A 24888-nucleotide genomic window follows, 5' to 3' on the forward strand; every position below is an offset into this window, starting at 1 on the left:
GTACAAAAATGACAGGATTATTATTACAAAAAATAGGATTGCTTTTTTCTAAAATAAAAGTATAATATTTTTAGTCTGTATTAGTAGAGTGTGAGATAATGAGCATTCTAATGATAAAAAGAAACCTAGTTATTAGGGAGAAAAGGAGAAGTGTTATATGAATGATAAAAGCAAGGGGTTACTACGAATCCTAGCTGTTTTTGCGGCGATTGTAATATTTGGAGTAGTAGCAGCCGTAGGTGTTGGTTCACAACATAAAGGTTCAGCAAAGAATATTAAGCTAGGCCTTGATCTTGCAGGAGGAGTTAGTATTACGTATCAGGCAGTAGATAAGCATCCTACGAAGCAAGAGATGAGTGATACTATCTATAAATTACAAAAGCGTGTAGAAAATTACAGTACTGAGTCTGCAGTTTACCAACAAGGAAATAATCAAATCAACGTTGATATTCCTGGTGTAAAAGATGCAAATAAGATTCTTAAAGAATTAGGTAATGCAGGTTCACTTACATTTTTAGATGAGAATAAAAAAGAAGTTCTTAATGGTGATGATATTCAAACAGCTAAAGCTGGAACAATTAAGAATAATATGAATAACATTGAATATGTAGTTGACTTACAATTGAATGCAAAAGGTGCTAAGAAATTTGCGGTAGCTACTAAAGCAAATATCGGTAAAGTAATCTATATTGTATATGATGGACAAGTTGTAAGTTATCCAAAAGTTCAGGTTGCAATTACAGATGGAAAAGCACAAATTTCAGGACAATCTAACTATGATGAAGCCGAAAAATTAGCTTCTACTATTCGTATTGGTGCACTACCACTACAATTAAAGGAAGTACAATCAAAGGTAGTGGGTGCAAAATTAGGTATTGAAGCACTTCATACTAGTTTAATTGCTGGTGTGATTGGATTCGTATTAGTATTACTCTTTATGTTAGTATTTTATCGTGTTGCTGGTCTTGCAGCTGATATCGCATTAACATTGTATGTAGCATTGACTTTATTAATACTGAATGCATTCGACGTTACACTAACGTTACCTGGTATCGCAGGTATTATCCTATCCATTGGTATGGCGGTTGATGCAAATGTAATTATCTTTACAAGAATTAAAGAGGAATTAGCCGCTGGTAAGACGATTCGTTCCTCTATACAGTTAGGTTTCCATAAAGCGTTATCAGCAATCATTGATGGTAACTTAACAACAATCATCGCAGCAGCAATTCTATATTTTAATGCTTCTGGTACAATTAAAGGATTTGCTCAAACTCTTGCAATCGGTGTTATTTTATCTATGTTTACAGCATTAACAATAACAAGATTGTTAGTAAATGCATTATATTCACTAGGATTTGATGATATTAAACACTTCGGTATTCAAAAACGTATACCAAAGATTAATTATATTAAACATACAAAAATCTATTTTGCTATCTCAATTATTACTATCGTTGTAGGTATTGGTGCTCTATTTGTTAATAAGAATCAAATCGGTGATTACCTAAATTATGGACTAGATTTTAAAGGTGGTACATCAACTGAGATAACATTTGGTAAAGATATTTCTAAATCCTTAAGGCTTGAAGTTGAAGATTTAGTAAAAGATATTACGAAAGATGGAAATGTAGAAACATCAACAGTAAAAGATACAAATACACTTATTGTAAATACAAAAGTAATGAATTTATCTCAAAGAACAAAACTTGAAAATGAAATTACTAAGAAATATGGTGTAAAGGAAGACAAGATTACATCAACAAGTATTAGCGGTGTAGTAAGTGATTCGATGAGACAGAATGCTATTGTTTCTGTAATTATAGCAATTGTGTGTATGTTACTTTATATCTGGGTAAGATTTAAAGATGTACGTTTTGGCGCGAGTGCTGTACTTGCACTAGCACATGATATATTAGTTGTATTCATGGTATATTCCGTATTTAGAATTCCAATTAGTAACTCATTTATTGCATGTATGTTGACTATATTAGGTTTCTCAATTAATGCAACAATTATCATCTTTGACCGTATTCGTGAGAATAGAAAAGAAATGTCTAAGAAAACGACTATGGAAGAATTGGTTAATGGTAGTATTAACCAAACTTTAACAAGAGCGATTAATACAAACTTAACAGTATTTATTTCAATTTTTGTGTTATGTATTATGGGTGTAGATTCTGTGAAAGAATTTACAATACCATTAGTAGTAGGTATTGTATTCGGAGCTTATTCTTCTATCTGTATTACAGGACCATTGTGGTTTTACTTTAATAAGATTGGGAATAAGACTAAGAAAGCTTAAATAATAAAATAATGAATTTTAATTAGAATAAGTAAGAGAAAAAAGGTATCTAGTGATTGCTAGATATCTTTTTTCATGAATCAATTCTTAGGATGTTACTAAAACATACCTGAGTTATATTATTTATCCTTATGTAACAATTATATTAAGATTGATTTTGAAACAAAAGAAAGATAAAATAAAAATAACTCTGGTTAGTAGGCGAATATTCTTTGCTAATTCAAAAGAATAATTACAATACGAAGAAAGTGAAATGAAATGGAAAAATGGTTTATCAAAAATAAGAAAGCAGATTTTTCACTAATAGCTAAGCAATATCATATTAGCGAAATCTTAGCTAGATTAATTGTAAATAGAAATATAAGTAGCAAGGAAGAATTAAATCAATATCTTCATGGTACTCTACAAGATATGAATAATCCATATGAGTTAAAGGATGTTAGAAAAGCAAGTAATCTATTAATAGATAAGATAAGAGAAGGAAAGAGAATTCGAGTAGTTGGTGATTATGACGTAGATGGTGTTGTAGCAACTTATGTTCTATATACAGCGCTAAAACGATGTGGTGCCAATGTTGACTATGAGATACCAGATCGAATGAAGGACGGATATGGAATCAATATATCAATCATAGATGCTGCTTATGCAGAAAAGATTGATACTATTATTACTTGTGACAATGGTATCGCAGCAATTAATCAGGTAAAACATGCAAAAGAATTGGGCATGACTGTAATTATTACAGATCATCATGATATCCCCTTCGTTGAAGAGGGAGTGGATAGGAAATATATTGTACCAGAAGCGGATGCTGTTATTAATCCAAAACAATTGGATTGCACTTATCCATTCGAAGGTATTTGCGGGGCAACGGTGGCATTTAAATTAATCCAAGTACTATATGAAGAATGCGGGATTGAAAAATGGGAATCCGACAGATTAATTGAATTTGTCTCCATTGCAACGGTATGTGATGTTATGGACCTAGTGAATGAAAATAGAATCATTGTAAAGCATGGGCTAAAGATGCTATCATCTACTTCTCATTTAGGACTAAAAGCTTTAATCGAAGAATCAAAATTGAATGCCAATTGCATTACAGTATATCATCTTGGATTTATAATTGGACCATGTATCAATGCTTCGGGACGCCTAGAATCTGCAAAAGTAGGTTTACGTTTATTGCTATCAGAAGATGAGAATGAAGCAAGATTATTAGCAAAAAAATTAAAGAATTTAAACGATGAAAGAAAAGACTTAACAAGTGAAGGATTAGTAAAAGCAGTTGAGATAATTGAGAATTCAGAAATAAAATCAGATAAAGTTATTGTTGTATACATTGAAGATTGCCATGAAAGTCTAGCAGGTATTATAGCAGGAAGAATTAAAGAAAAATATAATAAACCTACGATTGTTTTAACAAAAGCGGAAGAAGGTGTAAAAGGATCCGCCAGATCAATTGAGGAATACAATATGTTTGAAGAATTAAATAAATGTAAGCATTTATTATCTAAATTTGGAGGACATCCAATGGCTGCTGGACTGTCATTAGAAGAAGAAAATATTGAGTTATTGAGGAAAGAACTCAATGGATATACTACCTTAACAGATTATGATCTACAAAGAAAAGTATCTTTTGATATGGTCTTACCGTTTCAACACATTAGCTATAATCTAATCGATGAGATCGGAAAATTAGAACCGTATGGGAAAGGAAATACCAAGCCTCTCTTTGCAATAAAAGATGTTAATGTATTAAAAGCATTTGTATTAGGTGCTAATCGAAACGTTATAAAGCTTACTGTAAGAGATGAAAGTTCTGACTATCAATCAAGTTATTCTGCAATGATTTTTGGAGATGTAGAAGGGTTTGAGCGAAAAGTTATTGATAAATATGGTGAAGAGCAATTGAAAGCCTTGTATCAAGGGATACAGAACATGGTAAGAATGGATCTTGTATTTTATCCTGATATCAATGAATATCAAGGTAACAAGAACATTCAAGTAATTGTACAGAATTATCGTTGAGTTAAAATAAAATAACTGTTAGTTTGTTAATAAAATTATTTTGCTATTTAGATCAAATCATGATATAATATAGAATTGTGATAAGTTTTACATACAAATTTAAACTATCAGTTAATTGGTAATGTAAAAGAACGAAAAAGTTAAGTTGTGTAGATAACATCACTAATTACAAGGTAGTTAGTGGAAGAAAACACATTATAAAGGAGCATATAAAATGAAAAACTTAGAAGAATATGTAAGAAGTATACCTAATTTTCCTGAGGAAGGAATTATCTTTCGTGATATAACATCAGTACTTCAAGATAAAGACAGTTTAAAATTAGCAATTGATCAAATGCAAGATACAATTAAAGATATTGATTTTGATATCGTTGTTGGACCAGAATCAAGAGGATTTATCTTTGGTGTACCAATCGCTTATAATTTAAATAAAGGTTTTGTTCCGGTACGTAAAAAAGGAAAATTACCTTGCGAAACAGTTGAAATGGAATATGATCTTGAATACGGTTCAGCAGTAGTTGAAATGCATAAAGATTCTATTAAGCCAGGACAAAAAGTCGTTATCATTGATGACTTAATTGCAACTGGTGGTACAATTGAAGCTATTGTTAAGTTAATCAAACAATTAGGTGGAGAAGTTGTTAAGATCGTATTTTTAATGGAATTAGAAGGCTTAAATGGTAGAGATAAGCTTAAAGATTATGATATCGAAGCAGTAATCAAATACGAAGGTAAATAATAGTAGGATAATATAAATCTGTAAAAAAGTGAGCGTGAAGCTCACTTTTTCTAATTTTATCCATCATGAACGAGGAAAATTTATTGAAATTTTTCTTCTACTCGATTACAGATTGATAGATAAACAAGAAAAATTAATTATCAACAGAGATAATACTTCAATGTAGTATAAATACTATGTGATTTTAAAATAAATAGATTAATTATACAGGTATTATGCATATAAATAAAATAATAGTGGTAAAATATGACAAACAATATGTCTAAAATTAAGCTTTCGAATAAATACGTTGATTTTTTTATCAAAATTCTTTATAATTAATGTTAATATTTAAAAATAGGTGGTGATTTCATGGAGAGACAAGACGATATTTCTAGCGGATGTGAAAGTAAGATCAAAAAAGATTTAGAAACAATAGGAAAGAAATCCGCTACTGTGGCTAGTGATGTGGTAGCTGATGATTTTACGGATATTAATGCGCCAAAAGACTTTACTAGTCCAGAGGTTTTGTATAAACAGTTAATTACTACAATAAGAAATTACCATCCTTCAACTGATATATCTATGATTGAGAAGGCTTATACTATAGCTTTTAATGCACATAAAGATCAAGTTAGAAAATCTGGGGAACCATATATCATCCACCCAATATGTGTCGGTATCATACTAGCAGAATTAGAGCTTGATAAAGAAACGATTGTTGCGGGATTATTACATGATGTGGTTGAAGATACAGTTTTAACTACTGAGGAGATTACGAAAGAATTCAATGCAGAAGTTGCTTTATTAGTAGATGGAGTTACTAAGTTAACGCAATTGAATTATTCCAAAGATAAAGTTGAGATACAAGCAGAGAACCTTAGAAAAATGTTCTTAGCTATGGCAAAAGATATTCGTGTAATCTTGATAAAGTTAGCCGATAGACTTCATAATATGCGTACTCTACAATATATGAAACCAGAGAAGCAAAGAGAAAAAGCAAGAGAGACCATGGATATTTATGCACCAATTGCGCAAAGACTTGGTATTTCAAAAATAAAGATTGAACTTGATGATTTGTCTCTAAAATATCTTGAACCTGAGGTATATAAAGAGCTAACTGAGAAGATTACTTCAAAGAAGACAGAAAGAGAAGACTTTATACAAGGAATCGTTCGAGAAGTAAGAAATCACGTAGAATCATCTGGAATCGATGCTAAGATTGATGGACGTGTAAAACATTTCTTTAGTATTTATAAAAAAATGATTAATCAGAATAAAACATTAGATCAAATATATGATTTATTTGCTGTAAGGATTATTGTTGATACGGTAAAAGATTGCTATGCGGCTTTGGGGGTTATTCATGAGATGTATAAGCCAATACCAGGCCGTTTCAAAGATTATATTGCAATGCCAAAGGCAAATATGTATCAATCGCTTCATACAACCTTAATAGGACCATTGGGGCAACCATTTGAGATTCAGATTCGTACGTTTGACATGCATAGAACAGCTGAATTTGGTATTGCTGCTCACTGGAAGTATAAAGAGTCTCAAGATGGCAAGAACACGAGAGATAATGAAGAAGCAAAACTTACATGGTTGAGACAAATCTTAGAGTGGCAACGCGATATGTCTGATAATAAGGAATTTTTAAGCTTATTAAAAAGTGATTTGGATTTATTCTCAGAAAGTGTGTATTGTTTCACACCATCAGGTGATGTAAAGAATCTTCCAAATGGATCTACACCAATTGATTTTGCCTATAGTATTCACAGTGCGGTTGGTAATAAGATGGTAGGCTCAAGAGTGAATGGCAAGCTTGTTACCATTGACTATGTGATTCAAAATGGAGATCGAATTGAGATTATCACATCACAGAATTCAAGAGGTCCTAGTAGAGACTGGTTGAGCATTGTAAAAAGTACACAAGCAAAGAATAAGATAAATCAATGGTTTAAAACAGAACTCAAAGAAGACAATATTATCAAAGGAAAAGAAATGATTGATAAATATTGTAAAGTGAAATCCATTGTAATTAGTGATATCATGAAACCAGAATTTATGCAAAAAGTAATGCAAAAATATGGTTTTAGGGATTGGGATTCTATCTATGCTGCGGTTGGTCATGGTGGTCTTAAAGAAGGCCAAGTGGTGAACAAGCTACAAGAAGAATATACGAAAAAGCATAGAAAAGAAATTACAGATGAAAAGCTATTAGAAACAATCAGTGAAGTGAAAGAAAATAAAGCTGCAACGGTTGCCAAAACAAAAGGCGGAATTGTCGTTGAAGGAATTCATGACGTAGCTGTAAGATTTTCTAAATGTTGTAGTCCAGTACCAGGTGATGAGATCATAGGTTTTGTTACAAGAGGTCGTGGTGTTTCTATTCATAGAACCGATTGCATTAATGTAATTAATCTGCCTGAAGAAGATCGAATTCGTCTGATTGAAGCAGAATGGCATATACCAGAAGATAAGATTCAGGGAGAACTATATACAACAGAGATTCGAATCTTTGCAAATAATCGTAATGGTGTTCTACTTGATGTGTCAAAGATCTTTACAGAGTCCAAGATAGATGTAACCTCCATGACAGTAAGAACAAGTAAACAGGGTACCGCTACAATAAGTGTGGGCTTTGAGATTAATGGAGTGGAGCAACTAAAAACTATTATAGCAAAAATACGTAATGTAGAAAGTGTTCTAGATATTGAGAGAACAACAGGTTAATATAGAATGATTAAAAGTGTCAAAATTCTAGGTTTGTCAGCAGGATTTTGGCACTATTAAGTGTGAAAAGATTTGCAATGAAAACAAGCAATATAGAAAGGTGTAATTACTATGAATATAAATAGATTAACACTTGGAATGGTATCTACAAACTGTTATATCATCAGTAATCCCAATACAAAAGAAGCTATTGTATTTGATCCTGCAGACAATGCAAGTGATATTATTCAATTTATAAAAAAGGAAGAATTAACATTGGTTGGAATATTGTTAACGCATGGGCATTTTGACCATATCCTTGCTGTTAGAGAATTAGCGAATGAATGTAAGGTTAGTATATATGCAGGTGAGCATGAAAAAGATTTGTTAGAAGATCCATATATGAATTGCTCCTTAACGATGGGCGGAAAATCTTTTACTGTACAAGCAGATACATGGCTAATGGATAAGGAGATTATTAACCTAGCTGGATTTGATATTGAAGTAATTCACACACCTGGACATACTGGTGGCGGAGTATGTTACTTATTTAGCAAAGAAGGAGTGCTGGTAAGTGGTGATACACTATTTGAGGAATCTATTGGACGAGCAGATCTACCTACCGGTAATCAACAGGTGCTCCTTGATACCATTAAGAATAAGTTATTTGTATTAGATGATCATATTATGGTATTACCAGGTCATTCTGATACTACAACAATCGGACATGAAAAGCAAAATAATCCTTATATTGGTTAGATAGGAGCCATTTATGATACAAGTAATTTTATCAAAAAATGATTTTGAATATGACATTCGATCTTTAGTTAAGGCATTTCTTCCAGAAGAAGAGATAAAGTTTGAAGTGAAGAGCTTCGATGAGCAGGATGTTATGAATGATGAATCGGTTAAAAAAGCTGCAATAGAACAAAGTTTTCTATATATTCAGTACAAGGAAGAGAAAGTATCTTATATTTGGATAGAAGATGGAAGAGACATTAGAACAGAATCACGAGACGGTGAGTATTCGAATAGAAAAGTTTATAAAAATATTTTAAAAAGGTTACTCTATCATTTATTTAGTGGTGTTACAGATAAGCAATTACCATGGGGAACACTTACCGGAATACGTCCAACCAAACTTCCGATGGAAAAGTTAGAGAATGGTGAAAGTGATGAAGAAATCCTTAAATATTTAGAAAGTGAATATTTATGTTCAAAAGAGAAAGCAGAACTTAGTTTATTTATTGCGAAAAAAGAATTTAAGATTTTAAACGAAATAGATGATATGAATGGATATAGTATTTATATTGGGATACCTTTTTGCCCAAGTACTTGTTTATATTGCTCCTTTACTTCGTTTTCTATAGAAAAATATGATGATTATGTCGATAAATACTTAGAAGCGTTATTTAAAGAAATCGACTATGCTAAGAATGCTTTTCCTAATAAAAAATTAACCACAATCTATGTTGGTGGTGGAACACCTACCACATTAAACGAAGAAAGATTAGAAAAGCTTTTAAAGAAAATAACTTCTAGTTTTAATTTTACATTTGTAAAAGAATTCACAGTAGAAGCTGGAAGACCAGATAGTATCACAATGGACAAATTGAAGATTCTAAAAGAAAATCAAGTGACAAGAATCTCAATTAATCCACAAAGCATGAGGCAAAAGACGTTAGATCTGATTGGTCGAAAGCATACGGTAGAGCAAATCGAGAAAGCATTTACGATGGCAAGAGAAGCTGGACATGATAATATTAATATGGATATTATATTAGGACTTCCAGGTGAAACAGTTGAAGATGTAGCATATACTCTAGATAAGATTAACGAGATGAATCCAGATAGCATTACAGTGCATACACTTGCTATCAAGCGAGCTGCATTTTTGAATATATATAAAGATAAATATAAGGATTATATTCCATCTGATACGGTTGCTATGATTGATCTTACTTACCAATATGCAAAAGAGGAAGCTTATGAGCCTTATTATCTTTATAGGCAAAAGAACATGGCTGATAATCTTGAGAATATTGGGTATGCAAGAAAAGAGAAAGAAGGAATCTATAACATATTAATTATGGAGGAACGCCACCCAATAATAGCTCTTGGTGCAGGAGCATCTTCGAAATTTGTATTTCCAAATGAAAATCGTATTGAGAGAGTTGAGAATGTTAAAAGTATCAAAGATTATGTGGAAAGAATCGATGAGATGATTCGGAGAAAGCATAATTTCCTTAGTGAATATCAAGAATATTTTAATTAGTGGTAGAATACTGTAACCTCAGTTATGTCAATAGGCATAGGTATAGATAGGAGTTAGTTAATATGAAGATACAAACGAATAGTCTTTTGCAAAGCATCAAGTTAGAGGAACTTGAAGATTGTATAAGAGAAGATTTAGTTGACGCTATTCATCATGGAATGTTAGTAAGTAATTTAGCAAGACTTATATCAAAGGAGTTGAATCTGGATGATGAGTTCTGCGAAAAAATGAAAGTTGCAGGTATGTTACATGATATAGGTAAATTAAAACTTACGAAACATCTCTATGGAAGAAGAAAAGATATTTTAATGATAGAAGAAATGAAATACGTTCGTATGCATTCTACTATTAGCTATGAAGTGTTAGAACAGATGGGATATGAAGAAGATATTCTAAAAGCTATCTATCATCATCATGAGAACTTTGATGGGTCTGGATATCCAGATAATATAAAGGGAAACGTGATTCCGTTGGGAGCTAGAATACTCAGAGTATGTGATGTATTTGCAGCATTAGTATCTGTAAGGCCTTATAGAAAAGCCTTTGATATTGAGAGTGCTATTGAATTAATGATTGATGAAATTAAGAATTTTGATATGCAAGTATTCTTAGCTTTTTTACAAGTGATACATTCAGAGTGCTTCAAGCAAGTAAGCTCCATTATTGACATAACTAATAAAGAAGATAAAAATTTCAAGATTTGTATTGCAAATCTTGCTTAGTGAATGAAAGTTATACATATGAGTTGCTAGACAAATGACCTGTTTTGTAGGTAGTCTAGGCAATTTGCACAAAACAGAAAAACTCATACTTAATTGAATATGTATAAAAATCTTAAAAGAAAAAGGCCTTGACAAATGATTCATAACTGAATACAATTTTATGTATGCAGTAAATATGAAAAGTGTTGATAAGGAAAGTATTTTTATATAACTATCACAGAGAGAGAAGCCAAGACTGGGAGCATCTTATAGTTCATAAAAAGAAAGACACCTTTGAGTGATTATCTGAATGAAGTAGGATAGTACGTATTGTCTACGTTATAAGACTTAAGTTGGAGAAAAGAAGCGTAGCTTCTTTAATCAAACAGGGTGGTACCGCGGGTATATTCTCGTCCCTGACATTATTGTCAGGGACGTTTTTTTTAGTTCGCTCGCCCAGAGCATGGCGAGTTCTTAAAGAGATCAGTTAAAAATAATATTATAAAGTTTTGTAGATGTACAACGTAAGAACTAATCATAAGTATAAGGAGGAAAATACATGATAACGCAAAGACCAAAAGGAACACAGGATTGGTATGGTGAATCCATGCATAAGAGAACTGTGATTGAGAATCTCGCTAGAAAGTTGTGTAAAGTATACAATATTAAAGAGATTATTACTCCAGTATTTGAACATACAGTATTGTTTCAACGAGGTGTTGGAGAGACAACTGACGTTGTTCAAAAAGAGATGTACACCTTTACAGATAAAGGTGATAGAAGTATAACTCTTAAGCCAGAAGGTACAGCAGGTGCTATGAGAGCTTACCTTGAAAATAATATGTATGCAGAATCTGGACCAACCAAATTATTCTACGTAACACAAGCATTCCGATATGAGCAACCACAGAGTGGTAGGTTAAGACAACATCATCAATTTGGTGTGGAATTCGTAGGTTCTAAGAGTCCACTAGCAGAAGTAGAATTAATTACCTTAATAACAACCTTTATTAAAGAAATTGGTTTAAAGAAAGCTAAACTTCATATTAATAGTATCGGATGCCAGAATTGTAGAAAAACGTATAATGATGCATTACTTTCCTTCCTTAAGAAACATGAGGAGCATTTATGTCCAACCTGTAAGGAAAGAATGACAAAGAATCCACTAAGAGTTCTTGATTGTAAAGTTCCAACTTGTAAAGAGATAGTAAAAGATGCTCCTAGAACAATCGAATATCTAGATGAAGAATGTAAGGAACATTTCGATGAATTACAACACCTATTAACAGAACTTAATATTCCTTACGAGATAGATACAGGCATTGTAAGAGGTTTAGATTATTATACAAAGACAGTATTCGAATTCGTAAATGAAGAAGGATTTACTCTATGTGGTGGTGGAAGATATGATAATTTGATTCATGAGATTGATGATAAGAAGGATATTCCATCAGTTGGGTTCGGCATGGGAATTGAACGTATTCTATATTTCTTAGAAAAGGAAAATGTAGAATTAGAAAAAGAAACTCCAATTGAATTATATGTAGGTATTTTAGGAAAAGAAGCAAAAGTAAAAGCTTATAACCTAGTGAATCAACTTCGTCTAAGTGGTGTAACAGTTGAAACTGATTATATGGATCGAAGCGTAAAAGCTCAGATGAAATATGCGAATAAAATTGGTGCAAGACACACGGTAATCTTAGGAGAAGATGAATTAAATAATAATAAAGCAACCGTAAAAGTAATGGAGACTGGTGAACAAATTGAAGTAGAGTTAGATAAAATAGCTCAATTATTTATTAAGTAATAATCAAACATTGATTGACATAGAGGAGGAATTGACATGGCAGAAACAATGAAAGGCCTAAAAAGAAGCCATCGTTGTACAGAAGTATCCCAAAAAAATATTGGTGAAACTGTAACAGTGATGGGATGGGTTCAAAAAAGCAGAAATAAAGGTGGAATCATCTTCGTAGATTTAAGAGACCGTTCTGGAATTCTACAGATCATTTTTGAAGAAAGTGATGTAAAAGAAGAAGGATTTAAAAAAGCAGAAAAATTAAGAAGTGAATATGTTATTGCAGTAGTAGGTAAAGTAGAAGCTCGTTCAGGAGCAGTAAATGATAACTTATTAACTGGTGATATCGAGCTTCGTGCAACAGAAGTACGTATTTTATCCGAATCAGATACTCCTCCTTTCCCAATCGAAGAAGACAGTAAGACAAAAGAAGAGTTGAGATTAAAATATCGTTATCTAGATCTTAGAAGACCAGATCTTCAAAAGAATCTTATCATGAGAAGTAAAGTTGCTACATTAACACGTGCTTTCTTAGCAGAAGAAGGATTCCTTGAAATCGAAACTCCAATGTTAACTAAGAGTACACCAGAAGGTGCAAGAGACTACTTAGTGCCAAGCCGTGTACATCCAGGTAATTTCTATGCACTTCCTCAATCACCACAGTTGTTCAAGCAACTTTTAATGTGTTCTGGATACGATAGATATTTCCAAATCGTAAGATGTTTCCGTGATGAAGACTTACGTGCAGATAGACAACCAGAATTTACCCAGATGGATATGGAATTATCTTTTGTTGACGTAGATGATGTAATTGATGTAAATGAAAGACTATTACAAAAATTATTTAAAGAAGTTCTTGATGTAGAAGTATCTTTACCAATTCAAAGAATGCCATACAAGGAAGCAATGGAACGCTTTGGTTCTGATAAACCAGATCTTCGTTTTGGAATGGAATTAAAGGATGTATCTGATGTAGTTAAAGGATGCGGATTCTCAGTGTTTACAACTGCATTAAGTAATGGCGGTTCTGTAAGAGGTATCAATGCAACTGGTCAAGGAAATATGCCAAGAAAGAAAATTGATGCTCTTGTAGATTTTGCAAAAGGATTCGGAGCAAAAGGTCTTGCATACATTGCAATGAGCGAAGATGGAACAAATAAATCCTCCTTCTCAAAATTCATGACTGAAGAAGAAATGGCTGCTTTAATTAATAGAATGGAAGGTAAAGCTGGAGATTTATTATTATTTGCAGCGGATGAAGATGATATTGTATTTGATGTGTTAGGTAATCTAAGACTTGAAATAGCAAGAAATCTTGAGTTACTAAATAAAGAAGAATATAAATTCCTATGGGTAACAGAATTCCCATTACTTGAATATTCCAAAGAACAAGAAAGATACGTAGCAAAGCATCATCCGTTTACTATGCCAATGGAAGAAGATCTACATTTATTAGATACTGCTCCTGAAAAAGTTAGAGCAAAAGCTTATGATATCGTATTAAATGGTACTGAAATTGGCGGTGGTAGTGTTCGTATCTTCCAGAATCATGTACAAGAAAAAATGTTTGAAGTATTAGGATTCTCAAAAGAAGATGCATATGATCGTTTTGGATTCTTATTAAATGCATTTAAATACGGGGTACCACCTCATGCAGGACTTGCATATGGACTTGATCGTCTTGTGATGTTAATGGCAAAAGAAGATAGTATTCGTGATGTAATTGCATTCCCTAAGGTAAAAGATGCATCTTGTTTAATGACAGACGCACCAAATATTGTAGAAGAAAAACAATTAGTTGAATTAGGAATTGAGGTTTCTAATGTAGAGGAACCAACTACAGAATGTTAATTTATCTTATTATAATTAATTTGATTGGACTACTTCTAATGTTTATCGATAAAGAGCGTGCAAGAAATCACAAATGGAGAATTCGAGAACGAACGTTATTTTTAACAGCGGCTGTTGGTGGAAGTATTGGCGTTTATTGTGGAATGTTTCTTGCAAGACATAAGACGAAACATCTAAGTTTTCTATTTGGAATACCTTTTATCATATTGATACAAATTGTAATTCTGTATTTTAATCACTATTATAATGTGATACCTCTGAATTTTGATTTGTAGATAAGAAAATGTATATAGTGTGTACTTAATCTGATACTTAAAATAAAATTAAAAACTTATAATAATTTTTTGTAAGTTGGATAAAATATATTTGTAACAAGATGAATCTTGTCTTGGTTTGTCAAATCTATATAAAAAAGTTACATTTTTACAAAAAGCATTTGACAAAATAAACAAAACGTGATAAGATGAACTTGTTGCAGATGGTTGCAACAGTATATTATTTTATTTTGGAGGAATTACACATGAACAAAGGTACAGTAAAATGGTTTAACAATCAAAAAGGTTTTGGATTCATTTCAGATGAACAAGGAAATGACGTTTTCGTTCATTACTCAGGTCTTAACATGGATGGATTCAAATCATTAGAAGAAGGACAAGAAGTTCAATTTGAAGTTGTAAATGGAGCTAAAGGTCCTCAAGCTACTAACGTATCAAAATTATAATCAAGAAAGTTTTCAGTGTGCCTTTTTCTAATATATAAATTTTAAGAATTTTTATACAGAATTAGCTATATTGTAATAAACGAATTGATTAAAGGCTATCCCTTTGGATAGCCTTTTTTGTAGTGTTAATATAAAAAGTATAATTAATAAAAAATATTGAATAATATTATATAGGTAATTAGTACTAGTGAAATTGTGTACTGTTTTAATATCCTCATTTCTAAGTATTTCGTAAGATTGTAGAGTAAAAAAATATAAGAAATCTGTTTTACTAAAGTTTGGAATTAACTTTATTTTTATGCAAAACCATGATATAATAAAAACTTAGCTTGACATAATTTTGTATTTTATGTAAAAGTGTGTTGAATGATATGACTTTTAATAGAAAGGATATATCATATCAATTGTGGGGGAAATAATATGAGGAGTAATATAAAAAGATATTATCAAGAATTCATCGATTATATTGATTTTCCAACAATAGTTTATATTTATGAGACTGGCAGAATATTAGCAATCAATGAGTATGCAAGAGGTATATTAGGATACGATTTAAAAAATATAAAACTTGTATGGCAGGAACAAATCAAACATAAGTTTAACCGTAAATTACTTAATAACGGTAGTCAGATTCTTAATAATGTAATTATAGAAACAAAGGGTGATAAGCAGGTTATTGATATGGAATTAAATTCGCTTATCGTAGATAAAAATCATATTATATTCTGTTTTTTTGAATTATCGCAAAAACATTTTTTTACGGAACATATGAAGAACCAGATTCCGAGAATGATATGGAAAGATGAATTCCTTGTGTTACAGGGATTGAGCGGTTATAGTATGTGGGACTTTTCTATAGATACAAAAGAACAAGTTGTCAATAGAAAAATTTTTGATGATGAGGTTGCTAATAAAATAGAAAATGATGATTTAGAAATAATACAAAGCTGCAATAATATATATAACATTATGGAGGAATTTAGATTACATAATGGTGATTCTTTTTTTGTGAAATTACATAAAATGCCTATTTTAAACCGTGAAGGTAAAGCAGATGGAATAATATATGTTTATACACAAATTTTAAATAAAGAAGAGAAAAATAATCTGTTACAAACTACATTACAAGAAAATGTAATACTAAAAGAAGTTGTAAGTAAAAGTGGTACTATCATTGTTCGGTGGAATACAGAAAGTAATTGGGGAATTGAATATATAAGCCCAAATATAATAAAATATGGTTATGATGCAATAGATTTTCATTCAAATAAAATATTATGGAAAGATATCATTCATCCAGATGATTATTTGCGAGTATATAATGAACATATGAGGGACAATAACAAAGCGTTTATCGAAGATAAACCATTAGTATTAGAATATCGAATTCTTACGTCAAATAATGATATTATTTGGGTAAGAGAAGAGTCAATCGCATTTCGGGAGAATTACCAGGAGTATTATCGCGAAGGAGTTGTAAATGATATTACCTATGAAAAAGAATTAGAAAAAGAACTTCTTGACAATAGAAATGTTTTTAAGATTAAGCTAGATGAAGATTATATATTAACAAATAAGATATTTAATATGGTTAATTTTTGGGATTTAATCGATTTAGAATATATGAAGTTATTGCAAGAGTCTATTGAAAATTTATCAGGTATCATGAATTTTTTAGTTGATCATAAAGGAAACATATTAACTGAGATTGTAGTTCGTAAAAATCTAAAAGAGGATTTCAATCAGATTATGACTACTAAAAGATTTATGAATCATTTAAAACTACTTACTAAAGAATGCATGGAGGCAAACAAGCCTATTACAAGATATTATTATGAGAATAGCTTAACAATTACCATTTTACCTTTTGTCTTTGGAGAAATGAAAGTTGGTGCATGGTTTTTGGTTGGCAACACCAAAAAATTAGAAGTTGATATAAAACCAGATCAATTAAAATGCATATCTGATATGAAAGTAATTGCAAAGAAAAGCTATGAAAAAATATGCTTGTATTTATGGAGCTATGTAAAAAGCCAAAGAAATACAATACTAGATAAACTTGAATTAATTAATGAAAAGAAAAAAATCAGAGAGACCTCTTTGAAAACGGAAAAGCAATATGAAAAAGCTAAGTTAATAACTAAAATACTCCAACTCTCTCATTTAGAACGTCCTTATATTGAAGTATTAAATAATATTTTCAATAAAGTGGCTAGTTTTAGTGAAGTAGAAAAAGTAATAATTTATGAGAATGTTGAAGAAGATCAGAAATTAGCGATACAATATGAATGGCATCAGGGTGAGGGATTACCTAAAGGTAGAAAAAATAAGCAAATCGCTGAAAAAATGCCTTATTTACAAAGTGTTCTTAAGGATAGAGGAGGTTTTGTTCTGTTATACCATTCAGATGATAAAACAGAATACAACGAACTTTTTCTCAATTCTAAAGTATCTGCAGCTGCAATCGCTCATCTAACTTTAAATTATTATAATGACAGTATTATTGTGTTTACGCATTCAAAAGAAAAAATTAAATGGAAAGACGAAGAGATTAGCCTATTCCGTGAGATAATACCTATCATTCAAAATGTAGTTGTAAAAGCTAGAGAAACTGAAATAATGAATCGTAATAATTTTACAATGCTTGAAATATTAAATAATTTAGATGAATATGTTTTAGTATTGTCAGAGCAAGACAATGAAATATTGTTTTCAAATAATTTAGTAACGATGAGTTATGGTTCTAATATTATTGGCAATCAGTTTATAGAATTTTGTGATACACATCAATTGGAAATATACCAATTAAAGAATAATAATAGAGTGCAATTTAAACAAGTAGAAGAGGGACTCTTTAAATGTTATGATCATATTAATGAATGTTATTTATCGATGAAATCAAAGAAAATCCAATGGTTTGATGGACAGGGAGCTTATTTAATTAATATGAAAAACATAACTAATATAATGGATCGATTAAAAAAGGAATATTCATTTTTGTTAGAATAGTAATATTTTTAGCTATATTTCTATCAGGATTATATAAAAATAAAATATTCGTGCAATAGTTAACCAAAAAGGTGTCCTATTTTTAGGTGATATACTATATTGACATATAAATAATCATAGGATAATTTATATATATCTGAAAAAATTTAAAGGAGAATGTAATGAGCATAACAAAGAAGAAATTTGGGACAACAAAAAGCAAAGAAGAAGCATCTTTATATACGTTAACTAATAAAAATGGTATGTCAGCTACGTTTACAGATTATGGAGCAATATTAGTTAGTTTATTAGTTCCAGATAAAGATGGAAATAAAACAGATGTGGCTATGGGATTTGATAAGTTAGAAGCATATGAAGTAAATCCAGTTAATCTTGGTTCATTTATAGGACGACATGCGAATCGTATCGGTGGTGCAAAGTTTGAAATTAATGGAAAAACTTATGAATTAGAGAAAAATGATGGAAATAATAATCTTCATGGTGGAAAAATTGGCTATAATAAGATGATGTATGAAGTTGAGACATTTGAAGAAGAAGATTCGTTGTGCATTGAATTCTCTAGAATAAGTCCTGATATGGAACAAGGTTTTCCAGGAAATCTTGATATTACAATGACTTATACTTTAACAGATGATAATGAATTAGTATTAGAATACTATGCAGTAACGGATAAAGATACGGTAGTTAACTTAACAAACCATTCTTATTTTAATCTATCAGGGCATGATTCAGGCTCTGTACTAGATCATAAATTAATGATAAAAGCTAATAAGTTTACTCCAACAGATGAATATCTTATTCCAACTGGTGAGTATGCGGATGTTGCTGGAACTCCAATGGATTTTAGAACTTTAAAAGCAATTGGTCAAGATATAAAGGAAGATTATAAACCAATTAAGATCGCAAGTGGATATGATCATAACTTTGTATTAGACATTACAGGTGATGAAGTTGAAAAAGTAGCAGAATTAGTAGATGAGAAGAGCAAACGTGTGTTAGAAATATATACAGATATGCCAGGTCTACAATTATATACAGCGAACTTTTTTGATGAAGATGACAGATATAAAAATCATGCAAAGTATAAACCTCAAGATGCTGTATGTTTGGAAACTCAATTCTTCCCAAATGCTTGTAATACAGAAGGATTCCCTACTTCTATAATTAAAGCTGGAGAAGCATTTGATTTTGTAACTGTATTCAGATTTAGTAATCTATAATTAGGTATTTTATGATAAAAGCTAAGATACAATAATCAAAATATTATAGTATTTTATGTGTGAGAATGGAAATAATTAATAGACATAAAATAAAAAGTTATAAAAAAGGTGTGAAGTGACTTCACACCTTTTTTATTAAAGATTTTGGATACCTTTTATAAAGATATTTAAAGGATTAATAAGTTAATTATTTCGTTCCGTAAATACGGTCTCCTGCGTCACCAAGTCCTGGTAAAATATATCCTTTATCATTTAATCTTTCATCTAAAGCACCAATGAAGATATCAACATCAGGATGATCTTTTTTAAGACGTTCCACACCTTCAGGAGCTGCGATTAAGCATAAGAAATGAATTTTTGAAATTCCTTTATTTTTTAGCATAGTAATGGCAGCGGAAGAGGAACCACCAGTTGCCAACATAGGATCCACTACAAAAATCTCTCTGTCCCTTGCATCAATAGGTAGCTTACAGAAATATTCTACTGGCTCAAGAGTTTCTTCATTTCTATATAATCCAATATGTCCAACTTTAGCATTTGGAATAAGATTTAAGATACCATCTGCCATATGAAGACCAGCTCTTAAGATTGGAACGATACAAAGTTTCTTACCTGCAATTTCTTTTGCGATAGTTTTTACTAGAGGAGTTTCTATTTCAATATCAGCAAGAGGAAGCTCTCTAGTTGCTTCGTAGCAAATTAACATTGCCACTTCACTTACAAGATCACGAAATTCCTTAGTAGATGTAGTTTTCATTCGCATTATCCCAATCTTATGTTGAATAAGTGGGTGATTCATAACAATAACTTTAGACATGTGTCTACCTCCATAGATATAATTTTTCGTTATTCAAGTTCTTATAATGCTATATCTACCTTTTTACAAAAAAATAAGCAATACAAAATGGTAACTAACCAATTTGATGCCGTTTGCTGTTGATATAGGTAAAATAAAGCATTAAATATTCCTTTGTACATTATAACATTATAACTTTAGATTGCAAGGTTAATTTTACAAAGATTTTATCATATGATATAATGATAAGGATAATATTAAGTTAGAATTATAAAAAAATATACAGGTATGCATAATAAAAAGTCATAGTATAAAGGAATAGAAGACAGATGGATGACAAGTTACAGATAATTGATAAGACAAAGACAAAAATATCACCACCCCATCATTATAAGGTAGTAATGTATAATGATGATTTTACTACTATGGAATTTGTTGTTGATATTTTAGTTCGAATTTTTCATAAAAATATAAAAGAGGCAACGGATATAATGCTTGATGTTCATAAAAAAGGTTACGGTATCGCAGGTATTTATCCATTTGACATAGCAAAGACTAAAGTAACACATGCGATGAGAGAGGCTAGAAATCAGGGATTTCCGTTTAAGATGACGGTCGAAGAATAGTAAGAGGGGAGGATTTATATGAATGCAACGAAAGAAGTATTTAGTGCATATACATTTGCTTATGAATTGGCAAAAGAAAGAAAAGACGAATATGTAACCCTAGAGCATTTATTATATGTAATTTTACAGGAAAATCAAGATATCGTGGATGTATTTCGTAAATTAGGAGCAAATATAGCAACACTAAAGAGAAGGCTTATAGAGTATCTTGATGAGAATATGGAAAAAGGCACGGATGAAGTACTTGATTCAGTTTCTTTTGATGAATGTTTTATAATGGCGGAACAGATTGCTCTAGGAAGCGATAAAAAGATTGTTGGGCTAGAGCATATAATGGCTGCCATTTTCTCTATGGATCAAAGTTATGCGGTGTATTATTTACTTGAACAAGGGCTTAATATGGCAGATTTTTTATATCTATATTGCCATGGAGATCTGAAATCATTTGGTTTTAAATTAAAGGATAATGCGTCAATGGATGAGAATAAAGATGTGACATCTAGGCAAAGTAGTGAGAATACTAGTGAAACAAAATCTGAGAATAAAAATGCTGCATTTCTTAAAAAATACACAATTAATATTAATGAATATGTAAAGAAAGATAATTATGATTCTATGATTGGAAGAGACGAGGAATTAAATCGAACCATACAGATTCTATGTAGAAAGACTAAGAATAACCCTATCCATATTGGGGAACCAGGGGTAGGTAAGACAGCAGTAACTTATGGACTAGCAGAAAGAATTAATAGTGGAAATGTTCCAAAGAAACTAAAAAGTAGTACGATCTATTCTATTGATATTGGATCGATACTTGCTGGTACGAAATATCGTGGAGACTTTGAAGAAAGAATGAAAGGTCTTCTAGATATTTTAAGGAACATGCAAAATGCTATTGTATATATTGATGAAATACATACGATTGTAGGAGCAGGTTCATTAGGCGAGGGAGCATTAGATGCTTCTAACCTCTTAAAACCTTATTTAACGGAAGGCAATATAAGATTCATAGGCGCAACAACGTTTGAAGAATATAAAAAGCATTTTGAAAAAGATAAAGCATTAGCAAGAAGATTCGGTAAAGTAGAAATTAAAGAAACATCTTTTAATGAGACAGTAGAGATCTTAGAACGCTTAAGTGAAAGCTATGAAAATTTTCATCAAGTCAAATATTCGAAAGAAGCTCTTGTAAGCGCAGTATCACTTACAAGTAAATATATGAATGAAAGATATCTTCCAGATAAAGCGATAGATATTATTGATGAAGCTGGTGCTTATATTGCAACGAAAAATACAAAAAATAAGATTGTAGATGAATCGGTAATAGAAGAAATAATTGCAAAGTCCTGTGGTATTCCAAAGCAAACTGTGAAAACAGATGAACTTACAATTCTTAAAAATATTGATAAAAAATTAAAGAAAAACATATTTGGACAAGAGGAAGCAATTGATGAAGTGGTTCGTTGTATTAAATTATCAAGAGCAGGCTTAAATGATGAGAATAAACCAGTAGCAAGTATGTTATTTGTAGGTCCAACTGGTGTTGGTAAGACTGAGATTGCAAAATCTTTAGCTAAGATATTAGGAATCGATCTAGTAAGATTCGATATGAGTGAATATGCGGAGAAACATGCAGCATCCAAATTAATTGGTGCTCCTCCAGGCTATGTTGGCTATGAAGAAGGAGGACTTCTTACCGATGCAATCAGAAAGAAGCCTCATTGTGTCTTGTTATTAGATGAGATAGAGAAAGCACACGAAGATATTCAGAACGTATTATTACAGATCATGGATTATGCTTCTTTAACAGATAATCAAGGTAGAAAAGCAGATTTTCAAAATGTCATCTTAATTATGACCTCAAATGCAGGAGCTAGAAATATAGGCAAGAGTACATTAGGTTTTAATGCAAGGGAGATTAAAACTGAGGCAATCTTTGAAGAAGTGAAGAAAATATTTACTCCAGAGTTTCGTAATCGTCTAGATAAAACGATTGCATTTCATCATGTCAATGATGAAATGGCATTGCTAATTGTAAAAAAAGAGTTAAATGCATTCAAGGATAAATTGAAAGAGAAACAAGTGGAGATAAAGTTTACCAAAAAGCTTATTGATTATGTTGCCAAAACAGGTGTATCTAAAGAATATGGAGCAAGGGAAATCAAGCGAATTATAAACGAAGAAATCAAACCATTATTAGTAGAGGAGCTTTTATTTGGAAAACTTAAGAATGGTGGAAGTGTTAGTGTTAATGTAGCAGAAGATAAAAAAATAGAGGATTTTAATACTAAAAATAAGAAGACATCAATCATAATAGAATATCGATAATTGATAGATTAATTTTAAAAGAAGTAGGAATAGAGAGTTTCTACTTCTTTTTTTATGAAAGAAACACCTAACCTAGCAAGACTTCATTTGACAATATGGTAGAAAATGTCATTTTATAATGCTTATACAAGAACGAAAAATGGAATGAGACTTTTCTTTACGATATATATATGCTAAAATTTAAGATATATAGGACATAAGTACTAGTCTTTAGATGTGATGATAGGGGTGGAAAAGAATGGAATCGAGAGAGCAATCTAAGACAGTAGAACGAATTAAGTTAGTAGTGTATTTTATAAAGAAAATGAATGATATGAAAAGAAAGGTCAATCGACGAATGGAAGGAAAATACTCGCCATCTTTGATTGCATTTTTTTGCATGTTATTTTCACTACTACTAGTTACCATCATGTTATTTTTACCAAATTGCAAAGGTGTAGCTAATGATGGAACGCTTGATAAAATAATGAATGCAACTAATGTACATTATATTCAAACAGATAAGGAGGATATCTACAATAATTATTTTGTGAAGAATTACTCCAGAGTATTATCGGGAGGACAAGAGGTTAAGAGTGTTATTTCTAGCCATGTATTTTTTGTGAAAGCAGCAGTGTTTATGGATGATATATTTACTAGAGATAAGTTTTTTGATATTCGATTTTTAGCACTCATTTATTCGTTATTCTATCTTCCAGCATCCTATTTAATTATTAAACAAGCGTGTGCTAGAGTAAAACGATTTTCAGAGGGATTCGTAATTGGTGGACTTGGCATATTAATATTCTCTGATGTGGCATATATTACATATTTTAATTCGTTTTATCCGGAAGCAATCTGGTTTATAACAATGCTATATTGTATTGGAGCTACTCTATCATTTCAGGAAAAAAGGAGTGGTTATATTGATTTAGCATACCTAATTCTATATCTTGCTTCAGCTTCTATTCTAATTAGTTCCAAAAGACAATGTGCAATTATAGGTATTATTTTAGCAGTTTATTGTATAAAGTTGGTATTTGTACGGAAAAATTGGCTATGGTCCGTGATTTGTGTGCTGAGTGCTTTATATTTAGCCTTTTTATCAATACTATGTGTTATAAAACTTGGAAATGATTTTAATGAGACAAGCAAGTTCCATGCTATGACACGGGGGGTACTGTTTCAATCGGATAATCCTGAGAAGACGTTAGAGGAGTTTAATATTGCTCCGTCATATGAAATGTTAGCAGATGTATCTGCATATGATTCCATTCCGTTTATTAAGGTAGATGATATATCACTTAAACATGGATTTTTGGATCAATATACATCGTTAGATATTGGTGCATATTATCTAAGACATCCTAGCAAATTATTTGGAATGATTAATATATCAATAAAATCAAGCCTAAATGTTAGAAGAAGCTACTGTGGCAATTATCAGAAAAGTGCTGGAATGCCAGAAAAAGCAAAAAGTTTGTTTTGGTCAGCGTGGAGTACCTTTAAAGATACATCCGCACCAAAAACAATAGGATATCTAATTCTACTAACAATAGCAATCGTGTTATTATTTGGTAAAAAGTACACTTTACGACCAGATGATGATAGGCGAAGTACCGTATTTTTAGATAATCTGATAGGGGTTATTATTATTTTATTATCACAAGCAATAATAACAATCGTGAATAGTGGAGATGCAGAAATGATTCAACATTGTTTTCTAGTTGGACTTGGCATTGATATTTTATCTTACTTTGTATTTGCTGAAATTATACATAAGATAAATATTATATAGATATTGCGTTTTGTGAACCT

17 protein-coding genes and 1 other annotated feature are annotated in these 24888 nt (G+C 31.1%); of the genes, 16 read left to right on the top strand and 1 reads right to left on the bottom strand.

Annotated features, from left to right (window positions below; genetic code table 11):
• Positions 1 to 157 precede the first annotated feature (157 nt).
• From secD to bsdtb5_RS06325, 13 genes are all read left to right on the top strand, one after another.
• Positions 158 to 2305 carry a protein translocase subunit SecD gene (gene secD / locus bsdtb5_RS06265; RefSeq protein ID WP_271715175.1) on the top strand — a complete coding sequence of 716 codons (2148 nt, stop codon included), beginning with the start codon at positions 158 to 160 and terminating at the stop codon, positions 2303 to 2305.
• A 258-nt stretch (positions 2306 to 2563) separates the two neighbouring features.
• Positions 2564 to 4333 carry a single-stranded-DNA-specific exonuclease RecJ gene (gene recJ / locus bsdtb5_RS06270; protein WP_271715176.1) on the top strand — a complete coding sequence of 590 codons (1770 nt, stop codon included), beginning with the start codon at positions 2564 to 2566 and terminating at the stop codon, positions 4331 to 4333.
• Positions 4334 to 4547: 214 nt separating this feature from the next.
• Complete coding sequence (locus tag bsdtb5_RS06275) at positions 4548 to 5072, top strand: adenine phosphoribosyltransferase (RefSeq protein ID WP_271715177.1); 525 nt, start codon at positions 4548 to 4550, stop codon at positions 5070 to 5072.
• A 351-nt stretch (positions 5073 to 5423) separates the two neighbouring features.
• Positions 5424 to 7787: a RelA/SpoT family protein gene (locus bsdtb5_RS06280; protein ID WP_271715178.1), complete on the top strand. Its 2364-nt coding sequence runs from the start codon at positions 5424 to 5426 to the stop codon at positions 7785 to 7787.
• Positions 7788 to 7898: 111 nt separating this feature from the next.
• The gene (locus tag bsdtb5_RS06285) at positions 7899 to 8525 is read left to right on the top strand and encodes an MBL fold metallo-hydrolase (RefSeq protein WP_271715179.1); all 627 of its coding nucleotides are present in this window, start codon (positions 7899 to 7901) and stop codon (positions 8523 to 8525) included.
• A 13-nt stretch (positions 8526 to 8538) separates the two neighbouring features.
• Complete coding sequence (hemZ, locus tag bsdtb5_RS06290) at positions 8539 to 10041, top strand: coproporphyrinogen dehydrogenase HemZ (RefSeq protein WP_271715180.1); 1503 nt, start codon at positions 8539 to 8541, stop codon at positions 10039 to 10041.
• Between the two features lie 62 nt (positions 10042 to 10103).
• A complete protein-coding gene (locus bsdtb5_RS06295; RefSeq protein ID WP_271715181.1) occupies positions 10104 to 10763 on the top strand; it encodes an HD-GYP domain-containing protein in 660 nt (219 codons plus the stop codon).
• A gap of 176 nt (positions 10764 to 10939) precedes the next feature.
• Positions 10940 to 11163, top strand: a binding site (T-box leader).
• A 138-nt stretch (positions 11164 to 11301) separates the two neighbouring features.
• Positions 11302 to 12549, top strand: coding sequence for a histidine--tRNA ligase (gene hisS, locus bsdtb5_RS06300; protein WP_271715182.1), 1248 nt, complete (start codon positions 11302 to 11304; stop codon positions 12547 to 12549).
• A gap of 36 nt (positions 12550 to 12585) precedes the next feature.
• Positions 12586 to 14391 (top strand): aspartate--tRNA ligase, encoded by a 1806-nt coding sequence (aspS, locus tag bsdtb5_RS06305; RefSeq protein WP_271715183.1) that lies wholly within the window; start codon positions 12586 to 12588, stop codon positions 14389 to 14391.
• The gene (locus bsdtb5_RS06310) at positions 14385 to 14666 is read left to right on the top strand and encodes a DUF1294 domain-containing protein (protein WP_271715184.1); all 282 of its coding nucleotides are present in this window, start codon (positions 14385 to 14387) and stop codon (positions 14664 to 14666) included. The genes aspS and bsdtb5_RS06310 overlap by 7 nt, the downstream gene beginning before the upstream one ends.
• A 245-nt stretch (positions 14667 to 14911) precedes the next feature.
• Positions 14912 to 15112 carry a cold-shock protein gene (locus bsdtb5_RS06315; protein ID WP_271715185.1) on the top strand — a complete coding sequence of 67 codons (201 nt, stop codon included), beginning with the start codon at positions 14912 to 14914 and terminating at the stop codon, positions 15110 to 15112.
• 420 nt (positions 15113 to 15532) lie between these two features.
• Positions 15533 to 18121: a PAS domain-containing protein gene (locus tag bsdtb5_RS06320; protein ID WP_271715186.1), complete on the top strand. Its 2589-nt coding sequence runs from the start codon at positions 15533 to 15535 to the stop codon at positions 18119 to 18121.
• 161 nt (positions 18122 to 18282) lie between these two features.
• The gene (locus bsdtb5_RS06325; RefSeq protein ID WP_271715187.1) at positions 18283 to 19341 is read left to right on the top strand and encodes an aldose epimerase family protein; all 1059 of its coding nucleotides are present in this window, start codon (positions 18283 to 18285) and stop codon (positions 19339 to 19341) included.
• Between the two features lie 187 nt (positions 19342 to 19528).
• Here the strand turns inward: bsdtb5_RS06325 and upp are convergent, their stop codons facing one another.
• On the bottom strand, positions 19529 to 20158 hold the full coding sequence (upp, locus tag bsdtb5_RS06330; protein WP_271715188.1) for a uracil phosphoribosyltransferase: 630 nt from the start codon (positions 20156 to 20158) through the stop codon (positions 19529 to 19531).
• Between the two features lie 308 nt (positions 20159 to 20466).
• Between upp and bsdtb5_RS06335 the strand changes: the two genes are divergently transcribed.
• The 3 genes from bsdtb5_RS06335 (at position 20467) to wsfD (ending at position 24868) form a co-directional block, all read left to right on the top strand.
• The gene (locus bsdtb5_RS06335; RefSeq protein WP_271715189.1) at positions 20467 to 20763 is read left to right on the top strand and encodes an ATP-dependent Clp protease adaptor ClpS; all 297 of its coding nucleotides are present in this window, start codon (positions 20467 to 20469) and stop codon (positions 20761 to 20763) included.
• A gap of 18 nt (positions 20764 to 20781) precedes the next feature.
• Positions 20782 to 23091, top strand: a complete 2310-nt coding sequence (locus bsdtb5_RS06340) for an AAA family ATPase (protein ID WP_271715190.1) — start codon at positions 20782 to 20784, stop codon at positions 23089 to 23091.
• A 238-nt stretch (positions 23092 to 23329) separates the two neighbouring features.
• Positions 23330 to 24868, top strand: a complete 1539-nt coding sequence (wsfD, locus tag bsdtb5_RS06345; protein ID WP_271715191.1) for a glycan biosynthesis hexose transferase WsfD — start codon at positions 23330 to 23332, stop codon at positions 24866 to 24868.
• The last annotated feature ends 20 nt before the right edge of the window (positions 24869 to 24888 follow it).

Source organism: Anaeromicropila herbilytica, assembly GCF_016591975.1.
GTDB lineage: Bacteria > Bacillota > Clostridia > Lachnospirales > Lachnospiraceae > Anaeromicropila > Anaeromicropila herbilytica.